The 25,646-nt window shown below is 60.8% G+C and carries 22 protein-coding genes; 13 read left to right on the top strand and 9 right to left on the bottom strand.

What is annotated here, in order from left to right; translation table 11 throughout:
* The first annotated feature begins 313 nt into the window (after positions 1 to 313).
* Positions 314 to 1,894, top strand: a complete 1,581-nt coding sequence (locus tag N5D53_RS16050) for a zinc-dependent metalloprotease family protein (protein WP_190869766.1) — start codon at positions 314 to 316, stop codon at positions 1,892 to 1,894.
* Positions 1,895 to 1,993: 99 nt separating this feature from the next.
* Here the strand turns inward: N5D53_RS16050 and N5D53_RS16045 are convergent, their stop codons facing one another.
* The 4 genes from N5D53_RS16045 to choX form a co-directional block, all read right to left on the bottom strand.
* On the bottom strand, positions 1,994 to 2,464 hold the full coding sequence (locus N5D53_RS16045; RefSeq protein WP_190869765.1) for a thioesterase family protein: 471 nt from the start codon (positions 2,462 to 2,464) through the stop codon (positions 1,994 to 1,996).
* A gap of 10 nt (positions 2,465 to 2,474) precedes the next feature.
* A complete protein-coding gene (locus N5D53_RS16040; protein ID WP_020193114.1) occupies positions 2,475 to 3,440 on the bottom strand; it encodes an L-carnitine dehydrogenase in 966 nt (321 codons plus the stop codon).
* Positions 3,441 to 3,602: 162 nt separating this feature from the next.
* A complete protein-coding gene (locus N5D53_RS16035; RefSeq protein ID WP_064490896.1) occupies positions 3,603 to 4,487 on the bottom strand; it encodes a 3-keto-5-aminohexanoate cleavage protein in 885 nt (294 codons plus the stop codon).
* Between the two features lie 123 nt (positions 4,488 to 4,610).
* Positions 4,611 to 5,555: a choline ABC transporter substrate-binding protein gene (gene choX / locus N5D53_RS16030; protein ID WP_014589378.1), complete on the bottom strand. Its 945-nt coding sequence runs from the start codon at positions 5,553 to 5,555 to the stop codon at positions 4,611 to 4,613.
* 144 nt (positions 5,556 to 5,699) lie between these two features.
* On the opposite strand from choX, the gene N5D53_RS16025 reads away from it, so the two are divergent.
* Positions 5,700 to 6,647 carry a GlxA family transcriptional regulator gene (locus N5D53_RS16025; RefSeq protein ID WP_011953245.1) on the top strand — a complete coding sequence of 316 codons (948 nt, stop codon included), beginning with the start codon at positions 5,700 to 5,702 and terminating at the stop codon, positions 6,645 to 6,647.
* Between the two features lie 3 nt (positions 6,648 to 6,650).
* Here the strand turns inward: N5D53_RS16025 and N5D53_RS16020 are convergent, their stop codons facing one another.
* The 3 genes from N5D53_RS16020 to N5D53_RS16010 all read right to left on the bottom strand — a co-directional run bounded on the left by N5D53_RS16020 (position 6,651) and on the right by N5D53_RS16010 (position 8,589).
* Entirely contained in the window at positions 6,651 to 7,268 is a 618-nt protein-coding gene (locus N5D53_RS16020; protein WP_104960623.1) for a hypothetical protein, read from the bottom strand.
* Between the two features lie 73 nt (positions 7,269 to 7,341).
* Entirely contained in the window at positions 7,342 to 8,034 is a 693-nt protein-coding gene (locus N5D53_RS16015; protein WP_020193117.1) for a hypothetical protein, read from the bottom strand.
* Positions 8,035 to 8,172: 138 nt separating this feature from the next.
* Positions 8,173 to 8,589, bottom strand: coding sequence for a lysozyme inhibitor LprI family protein (locus N5D53_RS16010; RefSeq protein WP_104960624.1), 417 nt, complete (start codon positions 8,587 to 8,589; stop codon positions 8,173 to 8,175).
* 285 nt (positions 8,590 to 8,874) lie between these two features.
* On the opposite strand from N5D53_RS16010, the gene N5D53_RS16005 reads away from it, so the two are divergent.
* The 7 genes from N5D53_RS16005 (at position 8,875) to N5D53_RS15975 (ending at position 18,176) form a co-directional block, all read left to right on the top strand.
* Complete coding sequence (locus tag N5D53_RS16005) at positions 8,875 to 9,852, top strand: dipeptidase (RefSeq protein ID WP_003255700.1); 978 nt, start codon at positions 8,875 to 8,877, stop codon at positions 9,850 to 9,852.
* Positions 9,853 to 9,927: 75 nt separating this feature from the next.
* Positions 9,928 to 10,458 carry a DUF5943 domain-containing protein gene (locus N5D53_RS16000; RefSeq protein ID WP_003255698.1) on the top strand — a complete coding sequence of 177 codons (531 nt, stop codon included), beginning with the start codon at positions 9,928 to 9,930 and terminating at the stop codon, positions 10,456 to 10,458.
* A 15-nt stretch (positions 10,459 to 10,473) separates the two neighbouring features.
* Positions 10,474 to 12,534 (top strand): dimethylglycine demethylation protein DgcA, encoded by a 2,061-nt coding sequence (gene dgcA / locus N5D53_RS15995; RefSeq protein ID WP_003255697.1) that lies wholly within the window; start codon positions 10,474 to 10,476, stop codon positions 12,532 to 12,534.
* A 178-nt stretch (positions 12,535 to 12,712) separates the two neighbouring features.
* Entirely contained in the window at positions 12,713 to 14,665 is a 1,953-nt protein-coding gene (dgcB, locus tag N5D53_RS15990) for a dimethylglycine demethylation protein DgcB (RefSeq protein ID WP_104960625.1), read from the top strand.
* Positions 14,665 to 15,897: an electron transfer flavoprotein subunit alpha/FixB family protein gene (locus N5D53_RS15985; RefSeq protein WP_190869764.1), complete on the top strand. Its 1,233-nt coding sequence runs from the start codon at positions 14,665 to 14,667 to the stop codon at positions 15,895 to 15,897. Before dgcB ends, N5D53_RS15985 begins: the two co-directional genes overlap by 1 nt.
* Before the next feature lie 10 nt (positions 15,898 to 15,907).
* On the top strand, positions 15,908 to 16,678 hold the full coding sequence (locus N5D53_RS15980; RefSeq protein ID WP_003255694.1) for an electron transfer flavoprotein subunit beta: 771 nt from the start codon (positions 15,908 to 15,910) through the stop codon (positions 16,676 to 16,678).
* A gap of 607 nt (positions 16,679 to 17,285) precedes the next feature.
* A complete protein-coding gene (locus N5D53_RS15975) occupies positions 17,286 to 18,176 on the top strand; it encodes an RHS repeat-associated core domain-containing protein (RefSeq protein WP_129932082.1) in 891 nt (296 codons plus the stop codon).
* A 43-nt stretch (positions 18,177 to 18,219) separates the two neighbouring features.
* Here N5D53_RS15975 and gbcA read toward each other — a convergent pair whose 3' ends face one another.
* On the bottom strand, positions 18,220 to 19,512 hold the full coding sequence (gene gbcA / locus N5D53_RS15970) for a glycine-betaine demethylase subunit GbcA (protein WP_014589386.1): 1,293 nt from the start codon (positions 19,510 to 19,512) through the stop codon (positions 18,220 to 18,222).
* 295 nt (positions 19,513 to 19,807) lie between these two features.
* Here gbcA and gbcB point away from each other — a divergent pair, with 295 nt between their 5' ends.
* Positions 19,808 to 20,908 (top strand): glycine-betaine demethylase subunit GbcB, encoded by a 1,101-nt coding sequence (gene gbcB / locus N5D53_RS15965; protein ID WP_014589387.1) that lies wholly within the window; start codon positions 19,808 to 19,810, stop codon positions 20,906 to 20,908.
* A gap of 108 nt (positions 20,909 to 21,016) precedes the next feature.
* Here the strand turns inward: gbcB and N5D53_RS15960 are convergent, their stop codons facing one another.
* Complete coding sequence (locus N5D53_RS15960; protein WP_003255688.1) at positions 21,017 to 22,642, bottom strand: methyl-accepting chemotaxis protein; 1,626 nt, start codon at positions 22,640 to 22,642, stop codon at positions 21,017 to 21,019.
* 266 nt (positions 22,643 to 22,908) lie between these two features.
* Between N5D53_RS15960 and N5D53_RS15955 the strand changes: the two genes are divergently transcribed.
* The 3 genes from N5D53_RS15955 to mcpH all read left to right on the top strand — a co-directional run.
* Positions 22,909 to 23,139 carry a hypothetical protein gene (locus N5D53_RS15955; RefSeq protein WP_003255686.1) on the top strand — a complete coding sequence of 77 codons (231 nt, stop codon included), beginning with the start codon at positions 22,909 to 22,911 and terminating at the stop codon, positions 23,137 to 23,139.
* Complete coding sequence (locus tag N5D53_RS15950) at positions 23,136 to 23,438, top strand: cell division protein ZapA (protein WP_003255684.1); 303 nt, start codon at positions 23,136 to 23,138, stop codon at positions 23,436 to 23,438. Before N5D53_RS15955 ends, N5D53_RS15950 begins: the two co-directional genes overlap by 4 nt.
* Positions 23,439 to 23,755: 317 nt before the next feature.
* Positions 23,756 to 25,646 (top strand): methyl-accepting chemotaxis protein McpH (mcpH, locus tag N5D53_RS15945; RefSeq protein ID WP_279840544.1); only part of this gene is annotated, 1,891 nt, incomplete at its 3' end.

Below are 25,646 nucleotides of genomic sequence, written 5' to 3'. Positions count from 1 at the left end.
AGAGTGCTGCTGTGATTTACGACCGATTCTGTGACGTGCGCGACAGCCTCGCAAGGACAGAATGTCGCCATGGCTGCTTTGGCTAAGAACAGGTCGTTTACGACTAAATCCCCTGCCAGGCAAGCACGCACACTGAAGCCATTCACGGTACAGAGGGTTTGGTCACCCTCGCTCACACGCAGTGGATGTTGCTCGCTCTTGGCCCCGGTAGCTCACGGCTTTCCGGGGTTATTTTTTTGCAACTGTTATTTATGTCAGTTGTTGGGAATCGATGCCCGTGGTCCAGTAAAGCTCCGATAGCTGGAGCATGAACATGAACCGGAAACAATTGAAATTCTGCTTGCTAGGTGCTGTGTTTCTTTTTGGAGGATGCACCGCTTCGGACCCTACAAACTATCTCGACAGTTCGGCGGATACGCTGTTTCAGATCAAGCCAGACCAGAACCTCGCCGCCCTTGAGCGGCAATCGGGTACTGACCAGTTTTTGAAGCTTTTGTTGAATGTGGCAGAAGACGCTGAAGTTAAGGAAGTGCAGGTCAATCCTGGGCTTGTATCGAAAGATACGGCGATGCTATCAATGCCTCTGACTGACGGCCGAACGGTGAGTTTCAAGTTGTCAAGAAGCGATAGTGTTGCTTCGGGAATGGTAGGGTGGGTTGGCGATTTGCCTTCCAATCGCAGACAACTCTACCCCTCACCTGCGGAAATCGATATGGATCCGCTCAACTGGGTTTCGTTAGTGAGTGACGGCAACCTGGTCGTTGGGGATGTCCGGGTGGATGGGCAGCTCTACCGGTTAACGGCGGTTGGCAAAGGCCAGCAAGTCTTGGTCAAGGTGGATGAATCTAAATTACCACCAGAAGCAGCGCCGATAGCTGTTCCTGTGCAAGCGCAGGCAAAAACCAAGTCACTCAGTACGTCTCAGTCGCCAAAAAGCACTATTAGGGTGCTATTCGTTACAACGCAGCAGTCGAGGGCCACGTTTCCGAATTACAAGCTCGAATTGGCTCAGGCGTTACAGAACGCCAACCAATACTTGATCAATAGTAAAGTCGATGCCGTGTACGAGCTGTCGAATATTTACGACTCCGACTACGATGAAACAGGCAAAGAACCCAGTACTCAGCTTAATGATATGATAGCCGATAGACCATTAGGGGCGAAAATTCATATCGAACGTGAAAAAGTGCGCGCCGATCTGGTATCTATGCTTTCTACGTATAGTATTTACTGCGGTATAGCGAAGATGCCAGCGTACAGGGAGACGGCTTTCTCGTCCATTAGTTGCTTTGGTGCGTTAGGCCACGAATTAGGGCATAACATGGGGGCTATGCATAGTGACGAGTTTCCCGATAAGGACATACCCGCTTACGCTTATGGGTACAAGCATACATCGCCAAATTTTCATACGCAGATGCGAACGTCGCATGGCGCCATCCCCTATCATTCAAACCCGCGGTTGCAGTATCAAGGGGTTCCTATGGGTACGGTAGATAAAAATGATGTAGCGCGGACTTTGAATGAAAATCGGGACACTGTTGCCAATTTTTATCCGGACCCTGCTCATCGCGTTCGTTTGTGGTTGTATGGGGCGAACCGGGGTTGCTTCATTGATTTGACACCGGGTGAACAAGCCCTGCTCTCATGGTATACCGAATGCAAAGATAATAATGTCGATCCCGTACGGGTTGAGGTAAAAGACTTTTACAGTGGCTCAACCCCGAGAAAATTATGCTTCGCCAACATTTTGTATACGGTAAAGAGCTGCTATACGGGAAGTAACTTTTCTGGGGATTTCCTCATCACGAGTGTGCATTCTGGCGGTGGGAAACCAGAAGGGTTCAAATTTACAAGAAGGCTGATAGGGCCAGTCTATAGAGTGTCATACGAGTGATCGTTTTGGTTGTTCGCTTCTGTTCTGTCTGATAGTTGCGAGTGAAGGCGCCAGGGTGCTTCGTATCTATGGAGACCTTGGCGCCAGCTCCCTGATCCTTCAAGAAGGAAGTTTTAGGGTGCGCCCGATGTATTGCGGCGCCGGCGTCCCCTCCTGTTGCTCTACCAAGTGATTCAATTGGCAAACAGTCGCGTGCCCAAAAGGCGCTGACTGCGGCCCCGCCAGGTCCACGTGCAGTAACATCTGCTCGCTCGCCGCCAGCACCTCGTCGAACCCTGCCCGGTGCAGGCTGTGATACACGTGAAGACGCTTACGATCAAAGCCGAGGATCTGTGTCTGCACCCACACCTCGGTGCCCAGCTTCACCTCGTGCAGATAATTGATATGCGCCTCCAGCGTGAACAGCGAATTACCGCTTTGCCCGCGGCTATCGGCGTCCAGGCCAATGCGCTCCATCAGGGCATCGGTGGCGTAGCTGAAGATCAGCAGGTAGAAGGCATCGCGAAGGTGCCCGTTGTAATCGACCCAGTCCTCTTGGACCGTGGTGCGGTAGGTGATCAGAGCGGGCATCTTGGCCTCCTTAATCGCTGAATGACAGGCCGTGGCTGGCCTTGCTGGTTTTCACCGCTTCGAGCACCGCCAACAAGGTATCGTCACGGTAGCGTTCCAGTGCAGCGATACTGCGCTCGCCCTGTTGCTCCGAGGTGCCGCTCACCACATCGTCGATCAGCTTGTCGGTCAGTTCCGGTGCTGGCAGGTACGTCCAGGGCAGCTTCAGGGCAGGGCCGAACTGTGACATGAAGTGGCGCATGCCGGCATCGCCACCGGCCAGGGTATAGGTCAGAAACGTGCCCATGAACGACCAGCGCAAGCCTGCGCCGAAGCGAATCGCGTCGTCGATTTCGCCCGTGGTGGCAACGCCGTCGTTGACCAGGTGCAAGGCCTCGCGCCAGAGCGCTTCGAGCAGGCGGTCGGCGATGAAGCCTGGCACTTCCTTGCGCACATGCAGTGGGCGCATGCCGAGTGCGGTGTAGATGGTTTTGGCAGCTTCAATGGCCTCGGGTGAGGTGCGGCTACCGCCGACGATCTCGACCAGCGGCAGCAGGTACACCGGGTTGAACGGGTGGCCGACGACGCAGCGTTCAGGGTGAGTCGACGACTCGTAGAACTCGCTGGGCAACAGGCCCGAAGTGCTTGAGCCGATGATTGCATCAGGCTTGGCTGCGGCGCTGATTTTGGCGTGCAGGTCGAGCTTGAGGTCCAGGCGCTCTGGTGCGCTTTCCTGGATGAAATCGGCGTTGCGCACGCATTCCTCGATGGTTGCCACGAACTTCAGGCGGTCTTGCGATGCGCCAGGGGCCAGGCCTTGTTTTTCCAGTGCCGGCCAGGCGTTGGCGACACGTTTGCGCAGTGCCTGTTCGGCGCCGGGCGCCGGGTCCCAGGCCACCACATCCAGGCCATGGGCCAGGGCGCGGGCGACCCAGCCGCTGCCGATCACGCCGCTACCCAGGGCGGCGAAGGTTTTGATTTCAGTGATAAAGGGCATAGCTAGTCCTCAGGGTAAAACACAGTCATCAGGGTTCATGGCTAACCCTGTGGGAGCGGGCATGCCCGCGAACACCGGCACGGCCGGTGCCATCCATCGCGTTGCCTGCTTCGCGGGCACGCCCGCTCCCACAGGGTCTTCGGCGCATTTGCGATCGTTGAATCAGCGGCGCTTGAGGTTCATTTTTTCCCGGCCTTCTGCCGGGCTGAGCACGCGGCCACCCATGCGGGTGATGATCTCGCTTGCGCGTTCCACCAGTTGGCCATTGCTGGCCAGCACGCCACGGTCCAGATACAAGTTGTCTTCCAGGCCCACCCGCACATTCCCGCCGAGCAACACGGCCTGCGCGGCCATGGGCATCTGCATGCGGCCGATGCCGAAGCCGGCCCAGGTGACGTTGGCAGGCAGGTTGTCGACCATAGCCTTCATGGTGGTGGTGTCGGCAGGTGCGCCCCACGGGATGCCCAGGCACAGCTGGAACAACGGGTCTTCGAGCAGGCCTTCCTTCATCATTTGCTTGGCGAACCACAGGTGGCCGGTGTCGAAGATTTCCAGCTCGGCCTTCACCCCCAGTTCGGTAATGCGCTTGGCGCCGGCGCGCAGTTGGGCCGGGGTGGACACGTAGATCGAGTTGCCATCGCCGAAGTTGAGGGTGCCGCAGTCGAGGGTGCAGATTTCCGGCAACAGTGCTTCGACATGGGCCAGGCGCTCCAGCGGGCCGATCAGGTCGGTGCCCGAACCGAACGCCAGCGGCGTTTCCCCCGGGCCGATTTCCAGGTCGCCGCCCATGCCGGCGGTGAGGTTGACGATGATGTCCACGTCGGCTTCGCGGATACGCTCCATGACTTCGCGGTAGAGGTTTACATCACGGCTGAAACGGCCGGTCTGCGGGTCGCGGACGTGGCAGTGGACCACGGTGGCGCCGGCCTTGGCAGCCTCTACGGCGGATTCGGCGATCTGTTTGGGGGTGACCGGGACCAGGTGGCTTTTCGAGGCGGTGTCGCCGGCACCGGTGAGGGCGCAGGTGATGATGACGTCGTGGTTCATGGTGCAGTTCCTTGTGATGTCTGTGTTGGCTTTTTCGCGGGCATGCCCGCTCCCACAGGATCAATGTGATCCCGAGTGTGGCGCTGTACCTGTGGGAGCGGGCGTGCCCGCGAAAGGGCCCTGTCAGTTGGCGGTAAGCTTGAGGTTGTCCGCAGCCGGCTTGCCATCGAAGGTGGTCACACCCTCAAGCCAGCGGGCTTTGTCCTCGGGGTGGTCCTTGAGCCACTGGCGGGCCGATTCCAGCGCATCCTTGTGGTCGAGCAGTGGCTGCATCATGCGGCTCTCGTCCTCGGCGCTGAACTTCAGGTTGGCCAGCAGGCGGTGGGCATTGGGGCAGCGTTCGGCATAGTCCGGCGCCGTCACCGTCCACACCGTCGCACGGCCTTCGTCAGGCCCAAGCGCATCCTGGCTGTCACCCAGGTAGGCCATGTCGATGTTCACGTTCATCGGATGCGGCGCCCAGCCGAAGAACACCACGGCCTCCTTGCGCCGCACCGCGCGGTCGACGGCGGCGAGCATGCCGGCCTCGCTGGACTCGACCAGCTGGAACTTGCCCAGGTCGAACTGGTTCTTGGTGATCATTGCCTTGATCTGGGTGTTGGCGCCGGAGCCCGGTTCGATGCCATAGATCTTGCCGCCCAGCTCTTTCTCGAACTTGTGGATGTCGGCGAAGGTCTTCAGGCCCTTGTCGTAGAGGTATTTCGGCACGGCCAAGGTGGCGCGCGCGTCCTCCAGGCTTGGCTTGTCCAGCACCTTGACCTGGTTGGCATCGACGAACGGGGTAATGGTCTGGGTCATGATCGGGTTCCAGTAACCCAGGAACATGTCCAGGCGTTTGTCGCGTATGCCGGCGAAGATGATCTGTTGCGAGGCACTGGTCTGTTTGGTCTGGTACCCCAGGCCGTCGAGCAGTACCTGGGCCATGGCGCTGGTGGCAATGACGTCGGTCCAGTTGACCACGCCAAGGCGCACGTTTTTGCAGGCGGCGGGCTCGGCGGCGAAAAGCGGGGTGGCGACGATGCTGCTCAGGGCAAGGGGCAACAGGCTGCGGCGGATCAAGCTGTGCATGGTGGCTCTCCATCGGCAGTGCATATTGTTATTGAGGGCGGCCTCTGCGGACCGTGTGAATACGCTACGCTGGCGCTACCTTGCCCAAGCGCACGCTAGCGACAGGAATTAGCACCGGGGCGACCAGTTTCTGTGGAGGAGGGGATGATGGAGACGATTGCCTTTCTGTTGGTGCCCGGCTTTTCTGCCATGGGGTTCATTTCGGCGGTGGAGCCACTGCGGGTGGCCAATCGTTTTGGGGGGCAGTTGTACCGGTGGCAGGTGCTTAGCCTGGACGGTGAGGCGGTGCTGGCGAGCAATGGCATGTCGATCAATGCCGATGCCGCCTTGGGGGAGGGCGAGCCGGCCAACATCCTGCTGGTGGTCGCGGGCTTCGAACCACTGGCCAATGTCGCACCCAAACTGCTGCATGCGTTGCGCCGGCTCAACCACGAAGCTGTCATGCTCGGTGGCATCGATACGGGCGCGATGGTGCTGGCCGAGGCAGGGCTGCTCGAGGGCTACCGGGCGACATTGCATTGGGAGGCGCTTGAGGCATTCAAGGAACGCTATCCAGGCCTTCAAGCCACCCAGGAGCTGTTCGAGATTGACCGCAGCCGCATCACCTGTGCCGGCGGAACGGCCTCGATCGATTTGATGCTGCACCTGATTGCCCAGTCTCACGGCAGCGAACTGGCGGTCAAGGTGTCCGAGCAGTTCGTGCTGGGTCGTATCCGTCAGCGCCAGGACCACCAGCGCATGCAGATCGGTGCACGTTATGGCATCAGTAACAAGAAGCTGGTCCATGCCATTGGCGAAATGGAAAAACACATCGAGCCACCGCTGAGTACGCTGGAACTGGCTGCCGCGATCAAGGTGACAAGGCGTCAACTGGAGCGTTTGTTTCGCATGCACCTGGATGCAACACCGAGCGGTTTCTATCTCGGGTTACGGCTGGACAAGGCGCGCCAGCTGTTGGCCCAGACCGACATGTCGGTGACTGAAGTCAGCCTTGCGTGCGGGTTTGAACTGCCATCCTATTTCACGCGGCGCTACAAGCTGAGGTTTGGACGGTGCCCGCGGGAAGAGCGACGGCCCAGCGGTACAAAGTGAGCTTCAATCCAGTTCACGCTCGAGAATGGCCCTTAGCTTTTCGCGATTCCTTGCTTGCAGATCCTTGCGAAGCGGGGCGAAACCCGCTGCATTGAAGCGTGCACCCAGGTGATCGAATATCAGGTTCAACTTTCTGGTGGGCTCGATCGGGTCGGTAATGCAGTAGGCATAGAACAGGATCGCAACCGGGACCTGGTCCCCTTCATGGTCCATTTCGATACTGAGATGTGAAGAGGCGTTCATGACGGTGAAGGTACGCGTACCTGCCGACTGCAGAGCGGCTTGAACATTTTCGTCGAGGCTCTTGAACCAAGGCCCTTTTTCGCGCGGTGGGGGTAGAAAGCCACTGTACACATCGCTTAATGCAAGCAAGTGCGGCTCATACACAATGGTTTTATGTGTATGTTCGAGCAGGGTGAATTTCAATGATTGCAAGGTGGCGATAGCGACAGTGAACCATTGCTGAGGCTGGGTTTCCATCGAGTATTTTTCATTGGCTACTGCTTGCGAATAACGCAGGCATAGCTGCAAATCTTCCCATGTATCGAGTGTCAGCCAGGGCGCAGGCTTGATGCTTAGCCGCTCCTCGAATATTCGGGTGTCCAGGCTCGTATCGTCCATGTGGCATTGCTCCTCGATGGATGCAGATGACCAGAACCGGGTACCAGCGCGCTCTGGTACCCGGCCTCGCTAATCAGATAGCGAGAAACGCGCCGAGGTCGCCTTTGATCTTCTCATTCACAAGGTCACGCGCAGCGTCGAAGTGACGAACGCTGAACGTGCCTTGTTGCGAAGCGCGATAGACGCGGGTAGAGGTTTTGTCCACCTTGCGGGTCAGGGCGCCTTCACGCTCGACTTTCGAGTCGTAGCTGGCCTGGAAGCTGGTCATGTGCATCGCAGGCAGGCCTTGTGGCGTCATTTCGCACTGGGCGACCACGAAGTTGCTCGATTTGCCGGTTTCGCTATGGCTGTGCTTTTCCAGGTGCGCCTTGACTTCCGGTTTCTGCACGACAATTTGCAGAACACGCCGGGCGCAGGCGGCGCGACGAGGGTCCGCGGAGACGCTGATGGTGACGGACTTGGTGATCAGCTCTGCCAGGGTCAGGTTGTCCTCATCAATGGCATCTTCGGCATGTGCTGCGCCCGTCATGGTCCAGCCAAACTTGATCAGGCCATCGTTGTAGAAGTTGTACCACTCGCGCTGCTGGGTTTCCTTGTCGAACTTCTTGTTGGCCAGTTCGGTCATCAAGCGCATGCCGGCCAGGATGTCTTCTGCAATGTTGGCAGGCACATTGTCAGCGAAGATGCAGATGGTCTGGCCGGTAGCGGCTACGCGCTCTTGACCCTCTTTGCGGATTTTTTCCATTTCAACTTTGATGTCAGCCACTTTGTAATTCCTTGATAGTTGTGAGTTCCAAGACACACATGGTGAGCACGTGGTCTGAGGGCACTATCGAGCAATTACGCAGGGGGCATCAGCGGCATGTTGTTCCTCTGGAGTTGATCCTTCACTCGCGCGTGCTGATCAATCTTCGGGTGCCGGCTCGTCACTGTTTTGCGAGCCCAGGCTGCGCAAATACTCCGCCCGCTCATCGCTGCGCTGTGCAATGCAGCTGTTCCAGGCGATCTGGTAGGCGTTGCTGCCGGGTTGTTCAGCATGGGTTTCGACCTTGCAGTCTGCATCGCGCAGTTGGCTCCAGACTTTCTCGGCTGCCTCTATTCGCGACATCAGGCCTGCCTCGTCGCCAAACTGATCACGCATGCGCTCGATCAGGTCGTCATAGGCCGACTGCAGCTCACGCTCGGCGACCTGCTTGTTGAATGCTGCACAGGCGAAGGTTTGCTGGTCGGTCTCCACATTGTCGCAAGGTGTGCTTTCTTCCTCACCGGCCTGGGCCCCGCTCACGATGGCCAGCAGCACCAGCCATGCCATTGATTTCATCCGTTTTCTCCTCAACAGGCTGTCGAATCGCAGGGATTCTCGCTCAGCCAGAGGTCAGGTGGTAGCTCCCTGACCAAATGTTCATGTACCGGCCGCGAATGTCGTTATCGAGACTGTCTCTCATCCCCGGAACACGCGCCAGACGCGCTCTTGTCGCGCATTGACGCTTTCGGCAAACCCCCTGTCGTTTTTGCACCGGGGCGCCTCGGGGCACAGGCATATGCTGGCCTCAAAGCGCCGGCAGAAGGTTTGGCGCGACCCAACTCTATAAAAGGGGACAGCCTGATGAGCCCAGCCGAACTACACGCCGACAGCATCGTCATCGATGGCCTGATCATCGCCAAATGGAACCGCGAGCTGTTCGAAGACATGCGCAAAGGCGGTCTCACTGCGGCCAACTGCACGGTGTCGGTCTGGGAAGGGTTCAAGGCTACCGTCGACAACATCGCGTCCAGCCAGAAGCTGATCCGCGACAACAGCGACCTGGTGATGCCGGTGCGCACCACCGCCGACATCCGCAAGGCCAAGGAGCTGGGCAAGACCGGCATCCTCTTCGGCTTCCAGAACGCCCATGCGTTCGAGGACCAGATTGCTTATGTGGACGTGTTCAAGCAGCTGGGCGTGGGCATCGTGCAGATGTGCTACAACACCCAGAACCTGGTGGGCACCGGCTGCTACGAGCGTGACGGCGGGCTGTCCGGCTTCGGTCGCGAGATCGTTGCCGAGATGAACCGTGTCGGCATCATGTGCGACCTGTCCCACGTCGGCTCCAAGACTTCCGAAGAAGTCATCCTCGAATCGAAAAAGCCGGTGTGCTACTCGCACTGCCTGCCCTCGGGCCTGAAAGAGCACCCGCGCAACAAGTCGGACGAAGAGCTGAAGTTCATCGCCGATCACGGCGGTTTCGTCGGCGTCACCATGTTCGCGCCGTTCCTGGCCAAAGGCATTGACTCGACCATCGATGACTACGCCGAGGCCATCGAGTACACCATGAATATCGTCGGTGAAGACGCCATCGGTATCGGTACCGACTTCACCCAGGGTCACGGCCAGGACTTCTTCGAATACCTGACCCATGACAAGGGCTACGCCCGCCGTCTGACCAACTTCGGCAAGATCATCAACCCGCTGGGCATTCGCACCGTCGGCGAATTCCCCAACCTCACCGAGACCTTGCTCAAACGCGGCCATTCCGAGCGCGTGGTGCGCAAGATCATGGGCGAGAACTGGGTAAACGTCCTCAAGGATGTCTGGGGCGAGTAAGCCGCTCTCCAAGCCTGATAGCCCCTGCCAGCAACGCCGGGGCACCCACAAAAAATTTTATGGAGTTGAGTTTCCATGGCCAAAATCGCCCCGCAATTGCCAATCGAAGTCGACAGCGAGACCGGTGTCTGGACCAGCGACGCCTTGCCGATGCTGTATGTGCCTCGGCATTTCTTCGTCAATAACCATATGGGCATCGAGGAAGTGCTGGGCGCCGACGCCTATGCCGAGATCCTCTACAAGGCTGGCTACAAGTCTGCCTGGCACTGGTGTGAAAAAGAGGCCGAGTGCCATGGCCTGGAAGGCGTGGCGGTGTTCGAGCACTACATGAAGCGCCTGAGCCAGCGTGGCTGGGGCCTGTTCGAGATCCAGGATATCGACCTGGATAAAGGTACCTGCAGCGTCAAGCTCAAGCACTCTGCGTTCGTGTACGTCTATGGCAAGTGCGGCCGCAAGGTCGACTACATGTTCACCGGCTGGTTCGCTGGCGCGATGGACCAGATTCTCGCTGCCCGCGGCAGCAAGATCCGCACCGTGGCCGAGCAGGTCTATGGCGGGTCGGAAGAAGGCCACGAAGATGGCCTGTTCGTTACAAAGCCGTTGTAAGCCGGAGATAGCGTCATGGCATTCGAAGCAATGTTCCAGCCGATCCAGATCGGCAAACTGACCATCCGCAACCGTGTGCTCAGCACCGCGCATGCCGAGGTCTACGCCACTGACGGCGGCATGACTACCGACCGCTATGTGAAGTACTACGAAGAGAAGGCCAAGGGCGGCATCGGCCTGGCCATCTGTGGCGGCTCGTCGGTGGTGGCCATCGACAGCCCGCAGGAATGGTGGGCATCGGTCAACCTGTCGACCGACCGCATCATCCCGCACTTCCAGAACCTTGCCGACGCCATGCACAAGCATGGCGCCAAGATCATGATCCAGATTACCCACATGGGCCGTCGCTCGCGTTGGGACGGCTTCAACTGGCCGACGCTGATGTCGCCATCGGGCATTCGCGAACCTGTACACCGCGCCACCTGCAAAACCATCGAGGTGGAAGAGATCTGGCGGGTAATCGGCAACTACGCGCAGGCTGCGCGTCGCGCCAAAGAGGGTGGCCTGGACGGCGTGGAATTGTCGGCGGTGCACCAGCACATGATCGACCAGTTCTGGAGCCCGCGGGTCAACAAGCGTACCGACGAATGGGGCGGCACCTTTGAAGGCCGCATGAAATTCGGCCTGGAAGTACTGAAAGCCGTGCGCGCCGAAGTGGGTGACGACTTCTGCGTGGGCATGCGTATCTGCGGTGACGAGTTCCACCCTGATGGCCTCAGCCACGAGGACATGAAGCAGATCGCTGCCTACTACGACGCCACTGGCATGCTCGACTTCATCGGCGTGGTCGGCTCGGGTTGCGATACCCACAACACCCTGGCCAACGTCATCCCCAACATGAGCTACCCGCCGGAGCCGTTCCTGCACCTGGCGGCCGGTATCAAGGAAGTGGTCAAGGTCCCGGTGCTGCACGCGCAGAACATCAAAGACCCGAACCAGGCCACGCGCATCCTTGAAGGCGGCTACGTGGACATGGTCGGCATGACCCGTGCGCACATGGCCGACCCGCACCTGATCGCCAAGATCAAGATGGGCCAGATCGACCAGATCAAGCAGTGCGTCGGTGCCAACTACTGCATCGACCGCCAGTACCAGGGCCTGGATGTGCTGTGCATCCAGAACGCCGCGACCTCCCGTGAGTACATGGGTGTGCCGCACATCATCGAGAAGACCACCGGCGTCAAGCGCAAGGTGGTGGTGGTTGGCGCAGGCCCTGCCGGCATGGAAGCGGCCCGCGTGGCTGCTGAACGCGGCCACGACGTGACCCTGTTCGAGAAGAGGGACCAGATTGGCGGGCAGATCACCATTGCCGCCAAGGCCCCGCAGCGTGACCAGATTGCCGGTATCACACGCTGGTACCAGCTTGAGCTGGCTCGCCTGAAAGTCGACTTGCGCCTGGGCACTGCCGCTGATGTGGCCGCCATCCAGGACCTGCGCCCGGACGTCATCGTGCTGGCCGTAGGTGGACACTCGTTCCTGGAGCAGAACGAGCACTGGGGCGCCGCTGAAGGGCTGGTGGTCAGCAGCTGGGATGTGCTCGATGGCAAGGTAGCGCCGGGCAAGAACGTGCTGGTGTACGACACCATCTGCGAATTCACCGGTATGTCGGTCGCCGACTTCATCGCCGACAAGGGTAGCCAGGTCGAGATCGTCACCGACGACATCAAGCCAGGTGTGGCCATGGGTGGTACCACCTTCCCCACCTACTACCGCAGCATGTACCCCAAAGAAGTGATTATGACCGGCGACATGATGCTGGAAAAGGTCTACCGCGAAGGCGACAAGCTGGTGGCGGTACTGGAGAACGAATACACCGGCGCCAAGGAAGAGCGCGTGGTCGATCAAGTCGTGGTTGAAAACGGCGTGCGTCCTGACGAAGAGCTGTACTACGCGCTCAAGGAAGGTTCGCGCAACAAGGGCCAGATCGACGTGGAGGCGCTGTTCGCCATCAAGCCACAGCCGATCCTCAGCCAGCCGGGCGAAGGCTACCTGCTGTACCGCATCGGCGACTGCGTGGCCCAGCGCAACGTGCATGCGGCGATCTACGACGCCTTGCGCCTGTGCAAGGACTTCTGATCGTTAACAGTCGCCGCCATCGGGCGCGATCCCTGTAGGAGCGGGTTTACCCGCGAATGCGTCAGCACTGACAACACTGTTGCCTGACCGGACGCATTCGCGGGTGAACCCGCTCTTACATGGGGCCAGTCTCGCCCTCTGGTCGGCGCAAGAATCCAGCTGTTTGTGGGAGCCTCCCATGTTGAACACCCTTCTACCCATCCTGCTGTTCGCTGCCCTTGGCCTGGCAGTGCTCGGTGCCTTGCGCCGGGTGCGCATGTGGCGCCGTGGCCGGCCGTCCAAGGTCAACCTGATCGGCGGCCTGCTGGCCATGCCGCGCCGCTACTTGGTGGACCTGCACCACGTGGTTGAGCGCGACAAATACATGTCCAAGACCCACGTGGCCACTGCGGGCGGCTTTGTGCTGTCTGCTGTCCTGGCCATTCTGGTGCATGGTTTTGGCCTGCAGAGCAAGATCCTCGGCTACGCACTGCTGATCGCCACGGTGATCATGTTCACCGGTGCCATCTTTGTCTTCAAACGCCGCCTCAACCCGCCCTCTCGCCTGTCCAAGGGCCCGTGGATGCGCCTGCCGAAGAGTTTGCTGGCGTTCGCCGTGAGCTTCTTCATTGCCACCCTGCCGGTCGCCGGAATCCTGCCGGCCAACACCGGTGGTTGGGTGATGGTCGCCGTTCTGGGCCTGGGCGTGTTGTGGGGTGTGTCGGAGCTGTTCTTTGGCATGACCTGGGGCGGCCCGATGAAGCACGCCTTCGCCGGTGCCTTGCACCTGGCCTGGCACCGCCGTGCCGAACGCTTCGGCGGCGGCCGCTCCACCGGCCTCAAGCCGCTGGACCTGGAAGACCCGAACGCGCCCCTTGGCGTGGAAAAGCCGGTGGACTTCACCTGGAACCAGCTGCTGGGCTTCGATGCCTGCGTGCAGTGCGGTAAATGTGAAGCCATGTGCCCGGCCTTTGCCGCTGGCCAGCCGTTGAACCCGAAAAAACTCATCCAGGACATGGTCATCGGCCTTGCCGGTGGCACTGACGCGCAATTCGCCGGTAGCCCATACCCTGGCAAACCAATCGGCGAACACGGCGGCAATCCACACCAGCCGATCGTCAATGGCCTGGTCGACGCCGAGACGCTGTGGTCCTGCACCACCTGCCGTGCCTGCGTCGAGGAGTGCCCGATGATGATCGAGCACGTCGATGCCATCGTCGACATGCGCCGCCACCTCACCCTGGAAAAGGGCGCCACCCCGAACAAGGGCGCCGAGGTGCTGGACAACCTGATCGCCACCGACAACCCCGGCGGCTTCGCCCCCGGCGGGCGCATGAACTGGGCTGCCGACCTTAACCTGCAGCTGCTGTCTGAAGTGAAAGCGACCGAAGTGTTGTTCTGGGTCGGTGATGGTGCCTTCGACATGCGTAACCAGCGCACTTTGCGTTCGTTTGTCAAAGTATTGAAAGCCTCGGGCGTGGACTTCGCCGTACTCGGCCTGGAAGAGCGCGACAGCGGCGACGTGGCGCGCCGCCTGGGCGATGAGGCAACCTTCCAGCAACTGGCCAAGCGCAACATCCAGACCCTGGCCAAGTACAAGTTCCAGCGTATCGTCACCTGCGATCCGCACAGCTTCCATGTGCTGAAGAACGAATACGGCGCCCTGGGCGGTGACTACCAGGTGCAGCACCACAGCACCTACATCGCCGAACTGATCGCGGCCAAGAAGCTGAACCTGGGCCAGCACAAGGGCGGCAGCGTCACCTACCACGATCCGTGCTACCTGGGCCGCTACAACGGCGAGTACGAAGCCCCGCGCGAAGTGCTCAAGGCGCTGGGTATCGAGGTGCGCGAGATGCAGCGCTCGGGCTTCCGTTCCCGTTGCTGCGGTGGTGGTGGCGGTGCGCCGATCACTGACATCCCTGGCAAGCAGCGTATTCCCGATATGCGCATGGACGACATCCGTGAGACCGAGGCCGAGCTGGTAGCCGTGGGTTGCCCGCAGTGCACCGCCATGCTTGAAGGCGTGGTCGAGCCGCGCCCACAGATCAAGGACTTGGCCGAACTGGTGGCCGACGTGCTGATCGAGGAGGACGCATCCACTGTCCCAAAGCCGCAAACGGCTAAACGTGAACCTGCGGAGGTGCACTGATGAGCGACATTATCCGCCGCGATCCACGCGCCGAGTGGATCGCCCGTAACCGTCTGCACCCGCTGCATGCCGCGATGCAGACGCAACAGACCAGCTGGATGGGGCCCAACGGCATCATCCGCAAGAACCCACATGCGATTGCCGCAGGCTTTGTCGGCCCGGCCGGCATCAAGCGCATCGACCGCAGCGGCGCCCAGCAGGGCACCGGCGCGGGCGGGCGGCGCACGGCAGCAGCCGAGGTCAAGTTGCCACTGCACCAGGTGGCGGCGCCGGCGTTCTACATTGCCGTCGTGCCGGACATGGTCGGCGGCCGCCTGAGCAGCCACGACCGCGACCTGCTTGGCCTGGCCCACAGCCTGGCCGGCAGCGACGGGGCGGTGCTGGCCGTGGTGTTCAACGAGCACAAGGAAAGCAACTTTTCCACAGCCGGTGTCGATCGCCTGCTGGTTATCGAAGGCGAGGCCTTTGAAGGTTATGCACCGGAGCAACTGGTGCAAGGCCTGCGGGCTGTGGATAACCAGTTCGCGCCGCGCCACTGGCTGCTGCCTGACAGCCGCACCGGTGGCGGCGAACTGGGTCGGCGCCTGGGCGCCGCGCTGGGCGAGCGCCCGGCAACGCGGGTATGGCAGGTCAAGGACGGCCAGTGCATCGGCCGCGCCGGTGCCGGCCAGCAAGACCTGCAACGCACTGTGCCGCGCCTGATCCTGGCGGCGGCCGAGTGCGCCGAACCGGTCAGCGAAACCCGTCACGAAGCGCTGCCGGTGGAGTTGTCCACAAGCGTGGCACGCAGCCTGCCGCGCATCGAAGACCTTGGCTCGGTGGCCGTCGACCCGGCCACCATTGCCATGGCCGAAGCGGAGTTCATCGTCTCGGGCGGCAACGGTGTCAAGGACTGGGACCTGTACCACAAGGCCACCGCAGCCCTCGGCGCTACCGAAGGTGCCTCGCGGGTGGCGGTGGACGACGGCTTCATGCCGCGCAACCGCCAGGTGGGGGCTACCGGCACCTGGGTTACCGCGCGTGTCTACGTGGCTGTGGGTATCTCGGGTGCGATCCAGCACCTGCAGGGTATCGGTGCCTGCGACAAGGTGGTGGCGATCAACATGGATCCGGGCTGCGACATGATCAAACGGGCTGACCTGTCGGTGATTGGCGACAGCTCGGCGATTCTCAAGGCGCTGATCGAGGCTGTGGACAACTACCGCAGCGGCGGCCAGCGCGACGCGGTATAAGGGCACGAGCATGAGTACGAAAGTGATCAGCCTGGTTTCCATTGGTGCCCACCCCAGCTCTGGCCGCGCCCGCCGCGCCGAGCAGGATGCCCGTGCCGTGGAGTTGGGTTTGCAGCTGGCTGGGGATAACTTGCAGGTGGTGCATGCGGGCGATCCACAGGAAGAGGCCTTGCGCGCTTACCTGGGCATGGGCCTGGACCACCTCGACGTGCTGGAGCAACCGGCCGGGGCCGATGTGCTGGGCGTGCTGGGCGATTATCTGCGCGACGCCGGGGCCCAACTGGTGCTGACCGGCAGCCAGGCCGAGACTGGCGAGGGATCGGGCATGTTGCCGTTCCTGCTGGCCGAAAAGCTCGGCTGGCCGCTGATTGTCGGGCTGGCTGAGGTGGAGTCGATCGACAACGGCACCGCGCAGGTATTGCAGGCCCTGCCGCGTGGTCAGCGGCGTCGGCTGAAGGTACGTCTGCCATTGCTGGCGACTGTGGATAACGCTGCGCCCAAGCCGCGCCAGAGCGCTTTTGGGCCTGCGCGCCGGGGGGTATTGGCGGCGCGTAACGTGGCCATTGTCGAAGATGAGCTGTTGGCTGAAGCCGAGCTGCAACCGGCCCGTCCAAGGCCCAAGCGTTTGAAGGTGATCAAGGCCAAGAGCGGCGCCGACCGCATGAAGGCCGCGACGGCCAAGGCCAGTGGCGGTGGTGGCAAGGTGCTGAAGGACGTTTCGCCGCAGGAAGGCGCTGAGGCGATCCTCAAGCTGCTGGTGGAAGAGGGCGTATTGCGCTGAGTCCCGTGGGAGCGGCCTGTGTGACGCGATGGGCCGCTTAGCAGCCCTGACAATCCTGAGCCAGACTCGAGATCCTGGGGCCCGCTGCGGCCCCTGCGACACAATTCATAGCCCAGTCCCCTGTGTATAAGTTATTCACTTCCCCCCTCACATGCCTGGATTCCAGCAAACTGGCCGAATGTCAGGTACGCTCCGTTTTGCCCACGGAATCTGTTCGCCAAGGTGTGGATAAATTGTTGGTGCATGGCTGGAAGCCTTATATAACGGCGCTTACACGGTTTAGATCATAAAATGATCAGCTTCCCTTGGCATCGCCTGATGCGGGCATGCTGCTTTTTGCCAGGATTTTCCCACAATCTCTGTGAGCCGGTCTGTGGATAATCTGTTTGATACCGGCTGTAGGCCCCGCCGTTCCTGTCTTCGAGTGCTTTGATCAGAAAACAGCCAATCGGGGCTCACACACGCTTGAACCCTGAGGGCAGGTAAAAATTCAGGATCACCTGAGTCAAAACCTGTGAATAAGTACCAAGAACCTATCATTTCTATCAGTTAGCAGTCCTGTTTCAGGCGAGTAGAATGAGCGATCACTATCGGCTGAGCGTTCATCATGCATGGCATGCTGCAACCCGTTATCCCTACCCACATGGGCGGGATTCCAAGGTCGTATTCAGCATACGGGGCCTATGCTGGTGCAAGAAATATTGCCTTCGCCGGGCAGATGGTCGATCGCCTGACGGGTTGCTATCACCTGGGCAATGGCCGGCGAACCTACAACCCTGTGCTGATGCGCTTTCACTCTGCCGACTCACTCAGCCCTTTCTCGGAGGGTGGGCTGAATGCCTATGCCTACTGCGGTGGCGACCCGATCAACCGGGTCGACCCCAGTGGCGCCGTCCCGGCCATCCGGTCCGCCCGCCCCCAGGTCGACGTGATTAGCCCGGCGATCAGTGGCATAAGCATGTTTTCAAGTTCGGTGACGCTGGGCGGGGCTATCGCGCGAACGGCCAGAAACGTGGTCGCCGACTTGCAAAGACCGCATTCCGGTCCGGAATATACCGCGCCGAGCCTAAGATCCCGGATTGGTAATACTAGCCTTTTCTACACAGGAGTAATGGGGGTTGCAGGCACCGCAATGAGCGGAGTCGAACAAGGGTGGATTGGTAATGTACTGACCAGTCACGGCCGTCGCCTGGGGCTGGGCAACGCAATTGGGAACATCAGCGGTGGCTTGTTCTCCAACGCCGAGGCGGCACAGGCTGTGTGGAGGGGGGTAGGACAGCCCGGAGTGTCGGGGGTAAGGGTAGCCTGGGAGACATTCTATGAAGTCACCGGTGTGCGCATGGTTGTCGAAGGGGCTTCGTACGTGTGGGGCAGAGGCACGGCACTCGGGGCCAGGATCGCTTCGGCAGGTCGAGCAGCTATTGATGCATGGCGTCGCTGGGGTACTGAACCCAGTGCGCCGCCTCCGTCTCCGAATCGGGACATAAGGCGACCATAAACCCACTGGCACGGCAATTTGCCGTGCCAGTGGGTGGTACGGGTTACTGCGCCTGCACTTCCTTCAGATACGGCGCAGGCTCTGCTCCCAGGTTGTTCAGTAGCCGCCCGCTGTACCAGTCAATGAAGTTCACCACACCAAACTCGTAAGTCTTCGAATACGGGCCAGGCTGGTACGCCGTGGAGTTGATCCCGCGCTGGTTCTCTTCGGCCAGACGGCGGTCCTGGTCGTTGGTGGCGTCCCATACCTTGCGCATGTTCTCGGGGTTGTAGTCCACACCTTCGACGGCATCCTTGTGCACCAGCCACTTGGTGGTGACCATGGTCTCCTGGGCGCTGATCGGCCACACGGTGAACACGATCATGTGGTCGCCCATGCAGTGGTTCCACGAGTGCGGCAGGTGCAGGATGCGCATCGAGCCAAGGTCCGGGTTCTTGATGCGACCCATCAGCTTCTGGCAGGCCTGCTTGCCGTCCATGGTCATCGACACGGTGCCCTTGAGCAGCGGCATACGCACGATGCGGTTACGCAGGCCGTGGCTCTTGTGCAGGTACGGGATCTTCTCGGCTTCCCAGGCAGCGGCGGAGGCGGCCACATGGTCCTTGAATTCCTGGCTGGCGCGCGGGTCGTTGGTGTCGTCCCACTCCAGCAGGGTTTGCAGCAGTTCCGGGTGCGAACCGTTGCAGTGGTAGCACTCGCGGTTGTTTTCCAGCACCAGTTTCCAGTTGGCCTTTTCCATCAAGGTGGTTTGCACCGCCACCTTGGTGTTCTCCATGTCGTACGGTTCCATGTAATGGTCCAGCGTGGCCAGGAACTCGTCGATGGCAGGCGGGTTTTCCGCCAGGCTGATGAAGATGTAGCCGCCGGCCACCTTCACGTTCACGGGCTTGAGGCCGTACTGGTTCATATCGAAGTCAGCACCCATCTCGGTGCCCGCGAACAGCAGGCGGCCGTCCAGCTCGTAAGTCCACTGGTGATATGGGCACACCAGTTTGGCCACCTTGCCTTTCTCGCTGACGCACAGGCGCGAACCGCGGTGGCGGCAGACGTTGTGGAAGGCATGCACCTTGCCTTCGGCACCGCGCACCACAATGATCGGGTTCTTGCCGATCTGCAGGGTGATGTAGTTGCCCTTGGCCGGGATCTCGCAGGTCATGCCGGCGATCAACCATTCTTTATGGAAGATCTCCTGCATGTCGATCTGGAACAGACGCTCGTCGGTGTAGAAAGGCTGGGGCAGCGAGTAGGTGCGCTCGCGGGTCTGCAACATCTCGGCGGTAGCCTTGCGTGCAGGTTCAAGTGGATCGCCCAGGCTCAGGGTTGCGGTGACGTCCATCGTGTATTCCTCGGGGCCGTATGCGGCCGGCAAAAGGTGGCTAATCGTTGTTGTGGTGCCGCAAGGCTGCTTCAGATAAAACAGCTAGTTCTTTTGCCGTGGAGTGTGCGTCCGAAGACGCCGCGAACCGTATCCATGGGCGACATGGCCGATTTGAATAACGACGCGCCAGCCCTTGTGCCACGGGGCTGGTCGCGATAAGCACGTCGATGTCGCAGGCAGGAATGTGCGTCGTCTTCAGCTTGCGCATTATCGCAGCCATGAAAAGGGCCATAGTCGGCCGCTGGAGATGAACATGTCCGATACCTTCCTCAATCCGGTCACTACCCAGACCTGGGCCAACGGCCGCCACATTGTGCGCTGCGTCAAGGTCATCCAGGAGACCTGGGACGTGCGCACCTTCTGCTTCATGGCCGACCAGCCGATCATGTTCTTCTTCAAGCCAGGGCAGTTCGTCACCCTGGAGCTGGAGATCGAAGGCAAGCCCGTGATGCGGTCCTACACCATCTCCAGTTCGCCGTCAGTGCCCTACAGCTTCTCGATCACCGTCAAGCGCGTGCCGGGCGGCCTGGTCTCCAACTTCCTGCACGACACCATGCACGAAGGCCTCGAGCTGCCGGTGCACGGCCCTGTGGGCCTGTTCAACGCCATCGACTTCCCGTCGGGCAAGGTGCTGTACCTGTCGGGTGGCGTGGGCATTACCCCGGTGATGTCGATGGCGCGCTGGTTCTACGACACCAACGCCAATGTCGACATGGTGTTCGTGCACAGCGCCCGTTCGCCGAAGGACATCATCTATCACCGCGAGCTGGAGCAGATGGCTTCGCGCATCCCCAACTTCAGCCTGCACATCATTTGCGAAAAGCACGGCCTGGGCGAGCCGTGGGCGGGTTACCGCGGTTACCTGAACCAGCGGCTGATGGAACTGATCGCGCCGGACTACATGGAGCGCGTGGTGTTCTGCTGCGGCCCGACGCCGTACATGACAGCGGTCAAGCGCCTGCTCGAAGCGGTCGGTTTCGACATGGCGAATTACCACGAGGAGTCGTTCGGCGCGACGCCGGCGGAAGCCAAGGCCGATGCCGTGGAGCACGCCGAGCAGGCGGCCGATGCACCGGAGCTGGACGTTTCCGACCTCAATCTGGTGGAGTTCATCGGCAGCGAGAAGAGCATCCGCATCGCCCCGGGCGAGACCGTGCATGCGGCGGCAGCCAAGGTTGGCCTGATGATCCCGAAAGCCTGCGGCATGGGCATCTGCGGCACCTGCAAGGTGCTCAAGCTGGGCGGCGAGGTGGAGATGGAGCACAACGGCGGGATTACCGAAGAGGACGAAGCCGAGGGCTACATCCTGTCGTGCTGCAGCGTGCCGAAAGGGGATGTGCGGATCGATTACTGATCCAGTGGCCAGTCTGGCTTCTTCGCGGACACGCCCGCTCCCACAGGGTCATCGCTATCTTCAGGACTGCGGTGAACCTTGTGGGAGCGGGCGTACCCGCGACTGCTTCTAGGTGCGGAACCGGGCTACCAGACCATTGAGGTCTACCGCCAGGCGCGACAGCTCGGCACTCGCTGCGCTGGTCTGATGCGCCCCGGTAGCGCTCTGCACCGACAGGTCATTGATGTTCACTAGGTTGCGGTCCACTTCCCGCGCTACCTGGGCCTGCTCTTCCGCCGCACTGGCAATCACCAGGTTGCGTTCGTTGATCTGCGCCACCGCGCCGGCGATGGTGTCCAGTGCCATGCCTGCGCCCCGGGCGATGTTCAGTGTCGACTCCGCACGCTCGGTGCTGGTGCGCATCGATTCTACCGCCTCTTCCGTACCGCCCTGGATGCTGCCGATCATGCGCTCGATTTCGCTGGTCGACTGTTGGGTACGATGGGCCAATGCCCGCACTTCATCGGCGACCACGGCAAAACCACGGCCCGCTTCACCGGCCCGCGCGGCTTCGATGGCTGCGTTGAGTGCCAGCAGGTTGGTCTGGTCGGCCAGGCCACGGATCACGTCGAGCACCTTGCCAATGTCGCGCGACTGTTCTGCCAGGTGGGTAATCAGCTTGGCGGTGGCCTGCACATCACCACTCATGCGCTCGATCGCACCCACGGTTTCCATCACCAGGTCACGACCATCACCGGTGGAGCGGCTGGCTTCACTGGAGGCTTCTGAAGTGCTCACGGCATTGCGCGCCACTTCTTCCACCGCACTGGTCATTTCGGTGACTGCTGTGGCGGCCTGTTCAATCTCATTGTTCTGCTGCTGCAGGCCACGGGCACTTTCGTCGGTGACGGCATTCAACTCTTCTGCCGCCGAGGCCAGCTGGGTGGCGGAGCCGGCGATCTGCTGCAAGGTGTCGCGCAGCTTGTCCTGCATGCGCGCCATGGCGCGCAACAGCCGGGCGGCTTCGTCGGTGCCCTCTGCGCGGATGACGTGGGTCAGGTCGCCGTCGGCGACTTGCTCGGCGCATTTGAGCGCTTCTTCGATCGGCTTGACGATACTGCGGGTCAGCAGGAAAGCACAGGCGAAGGTCAGTACGGTGGCGGCAACCAGCAGGCCGATCACCAGAGCGAAAGCGCCGGCATACTGGTTGGCGGCTTTTTCGTTGGTGGCGCGAGTCTGGTCAGTGTTGATGCGTACCAAGGTGTCCATGACCTTGTTGATCTGCTCGGAGTTGGCCAGCAGGTCGCGGTTGAGCAGGTCACGCAATTCATCCAGGCGGTCGGCCTGGCTCAGTGTGCGCATGCGCGATTCCAACTGGCGGTACTGGTTGAGCAACTGACCGTACTGGTCGAATGCTGCCTGTTCGTCGGCGGCGACGATCATTGGCAGGTAGGCCTGGCGTGCACGGTCGATCTGGCTGTTGCGCTGGTCCAGCAGATCGAGGGTATCGCGTTGGGTTGCCGGCTCGCGGTTGAGCAGCAGGCGGTAGGAAAGCGTGCGCATGCGCAGGTTCAGCGCGGTGAGTTCGTCGAGGATCTTGATGCTGGGCACGCTGACTTGCTCGATGGCAACGCCCGCCTGGCGGATGTTGCCCATCTGCACCAGGGAGAAGATACCAAGGCCGAGCATCAGCAGGCCGATGAGCGCGAAGCCGAGAAGCGCGCGCGGGGCGATATTCATGTTGCGTAGGGACATGGAGAGGAGGATCCAGGCAAGTGGGGAAAGAGCGACAAAACATGACTTGCCGGGCTATCGGTCGTGACTGGCCAGTCTTGAATGCGTTCGGGGAAAATGGTGCAACCGCTGACCTTTTCCTGACCGGCGGTTGATCCAGGTCGGAACAAGGGGTCGATTACCCTGTCAATCTGCGGGTTCGACACCTTATGAATCCGATATTTAATGGCGATAGGGCGCACTTTTCTTTATCGTGTGTGCCCCTCGCAACAACCTGAGATAGACCCATGCTGGAAGCTTCCCTGAATCAAATCGAGCAACTGGTCAGCGACCTGATGCAGAAAAACGCTCAACTCATCGAGCAGAACACCGCCCTTGGCCAGGAACTGGCCCAGGCCAAGGAAGAGAACGAAACCCTGCAGCTGTCGCTGATGGAGCAGGAAGAGAAGAACGGCGCTACCGCAGCACGCATCCAGGCCCTGGTCGAGCGCGCCAGCGCGGGCGTTGTTGGCGCATGAGACTGCAGGAGCAGCCGATCAATGTCGTGTCGATCCTCGGCATCGACTATTCGATCAAGGCGCCCGAAGGCCAGGAAGAAACCCTGGCCCAGGCGGTACGGATGCTCAACAAAGCCCTTAACGAGACCAAGCGTCAGTACCCGACCTTGATCGGTGACAAACTGCTGGTGCTGGCTGCCCTTAACCTGTGCTCCAAACAGGTTGAACTGCAGAAGGAGCATCAGCAGACCCTTGCGCGAACTCAAGCGCAGATCGACGCCACGGTGGATGCCATCGTGCGGACCATCGCTGAGCAATAAGGCCTTACACCGTCCCCCCGTAGGAGCGGGTTCACCCGCGAATGCGTCAGTGGCTTCAACATCGCATTCGCGGGTAAACCCGCTCCTACAGGCATCAGCAGACCCTTGCGCGAACTCAAGCGCAGATCGACGCCACGGCCTTACACCGTCCCCCCGTAGGAGCGGGTTCACCCGCGAATGCGTCAGTGGCTTCAACACCGCATTCGCGGGTAAACCCGCTCCTACAGGGTGCATCTGATTGCCTCAGATCACTGGATTAACTGGATACGCAAGTGTATACACTTTCCGCAAAACAATAATGTGCGGGGAGTAGGGGCATGCGTATCTGGCGTAAGAGCATCCAGTTGCAATTGATCACCAGCATGGGCGCTGCCCTGCTGGCGAGCATCCTGGTGGTGGTCATTATCTTCACCGTGGCGCTCAACCGCCTCACCGACCGCTACCTGGTCGACACTGCCCTGCCAGCCAGCATCGAAGCCATCCGCAACGACATCGAGCGTATGCTGGGCCAACCGTTGGTCGCTGCCGCGGACATTGCCGGTAACACCCTGCTGCGCGACTGGCTTGCTGCCGGTGAAGATCCCGCGCAGGCGCCCCAATTCATCGAATACCTGACCGCCGCCAAACAGCGCAACCACGCCTTCACTGCGCTGTTCGCCTCGACCGAAACCGGCCACTACTACAACGAGAACGGCCTGGACCGCACCCTCAGCCGCAGCAACCCCAAGGACAAGTGGTTTTACGGTTACATCGACAGCGGCGCCGAGCGCTTCATCAACATCGACATCGATGGTGCCACCGGCGAACTGGCTCTGTTCATCGACTATCGCGTGGAAAAGGAAGGCAAGCTGGTGGGTGTGGCCGGCATGGGCCTGCGCATGACCGAGTTATCGAAGCTGATCCACGACTTCAGCTTTGGCGAGCACGGCAAGGTGTTCCTGGTGCGCAACGATGGCCTGATCCAGGTGCATCCCGATGCTGCCTTCAGTGGCAAGCGCCAGCTTGCCGAGCAGCTTGGCGCGGACGCAGCCAAAGGCGTCATGACCGGAGGCGAGAGCCTGCGTAGCAGCCGCTTCAGCCGTGACGGTGAGCGCTACCTGGCGCTGGGCCTGCCGCTGCGCGACCTCAACTGGACCCTTGTGGCCGAAGTGCCAGAGTCGGAAATTTACGCGCAAATGCATCAGGCCGTCTGGCTGACCAGCCTGATCGGTGGCGCCGTCGCGTTGGTGTCGCTGCTGTTGGTGGTACTGCTGGCGCGTGGCCTGGTGCGGCCGATCCGCCGCGTTACCGCCGCATTGGTTCAGATTGGCAGTGGAGCGGGTGATCTCAGCCACCGCCTGGACGATTCGCGTCAGGATGAGCTGGGTGACCTGGCCCGTGGTTTCAACCGCTTCCTGGACAGCCAACGCAGCCTGATCGGCGAGGTGTTGAATACCTCCGAGCGGCTGCGGCGGGCCGTGGAGCAGGTAACCCAGGTGGTGGACAACACCGCCGAGCGCTCCGGGCGCCAGCAGGAGATGACCGAAATGGTCGCCACTGCTGTACACGAGATGGGCCTGACCGTGCAGGACATCGCCCGCAATGCCGGCGATGCGGCCCAGGCGTCGCAGTCGGCACGAGACGAGGCGTTGCAGGCCCGCGAGGTGGTGCAACGATCCATTCGTGGCATCGAGGGCATGTCGGGCGACATCGGCAAGGCGGCCGATGCGGTTAGCCAGCTGGCCGACGAAGTCGCCTCGGTCGATGAAGTGCTCGCGGTAATCCGCAGCATTTCCGAGCAAACCAACCTGCTCGCGTTGAACGCTGCCATCGAGGCCGCGCGGGCAGGGGAGATGGGGCGCGGGTTCGCTGTGGTGGCCGATGAAGTACGTACGCTGGCCCGGCGCACACAACTGTCCACCGATGAAGTGCAGCAGATGATCCAGCGCCTGAAGCTAGGTGCAGGTTCGGCGGTGAGTTCAATGCAGGCAGGGCAGCAGGCGACCGGCAGTGGCGTGGAATCGAGCCAGCGCACCGGGGCATCACTGAGCGCGATTACCGACCAGGTAGAGCACATCAGTGACATGAACCACCAGGTGGCCACGGCTACCGAGGAGCAGTCGGCGGTGACCGAGGAAATCAACCGGACGGTGCAGGGGATTTCCGATTTGGCGCGTGAGACGGCGGCGGAGGTGCAAGGGTGCCGCGAGGAGTGCCAGGCGTTGCGTG

The organism is Pseudomonas sp. GD03862, assembly GCF_029840855.1.
In the GTDB taxonomy this organism is placed as follows: domain Bacteria; phylum Pseudomonadota; class Gammaproteobacteria; order Pseudomonadales; family Pseudomonadaceae; genus Aquipseudomonas; species Aquipseudomonas alloputida.
This window is presented reverse-complemented; position numbering and strand designations above follow the sequence as displayed.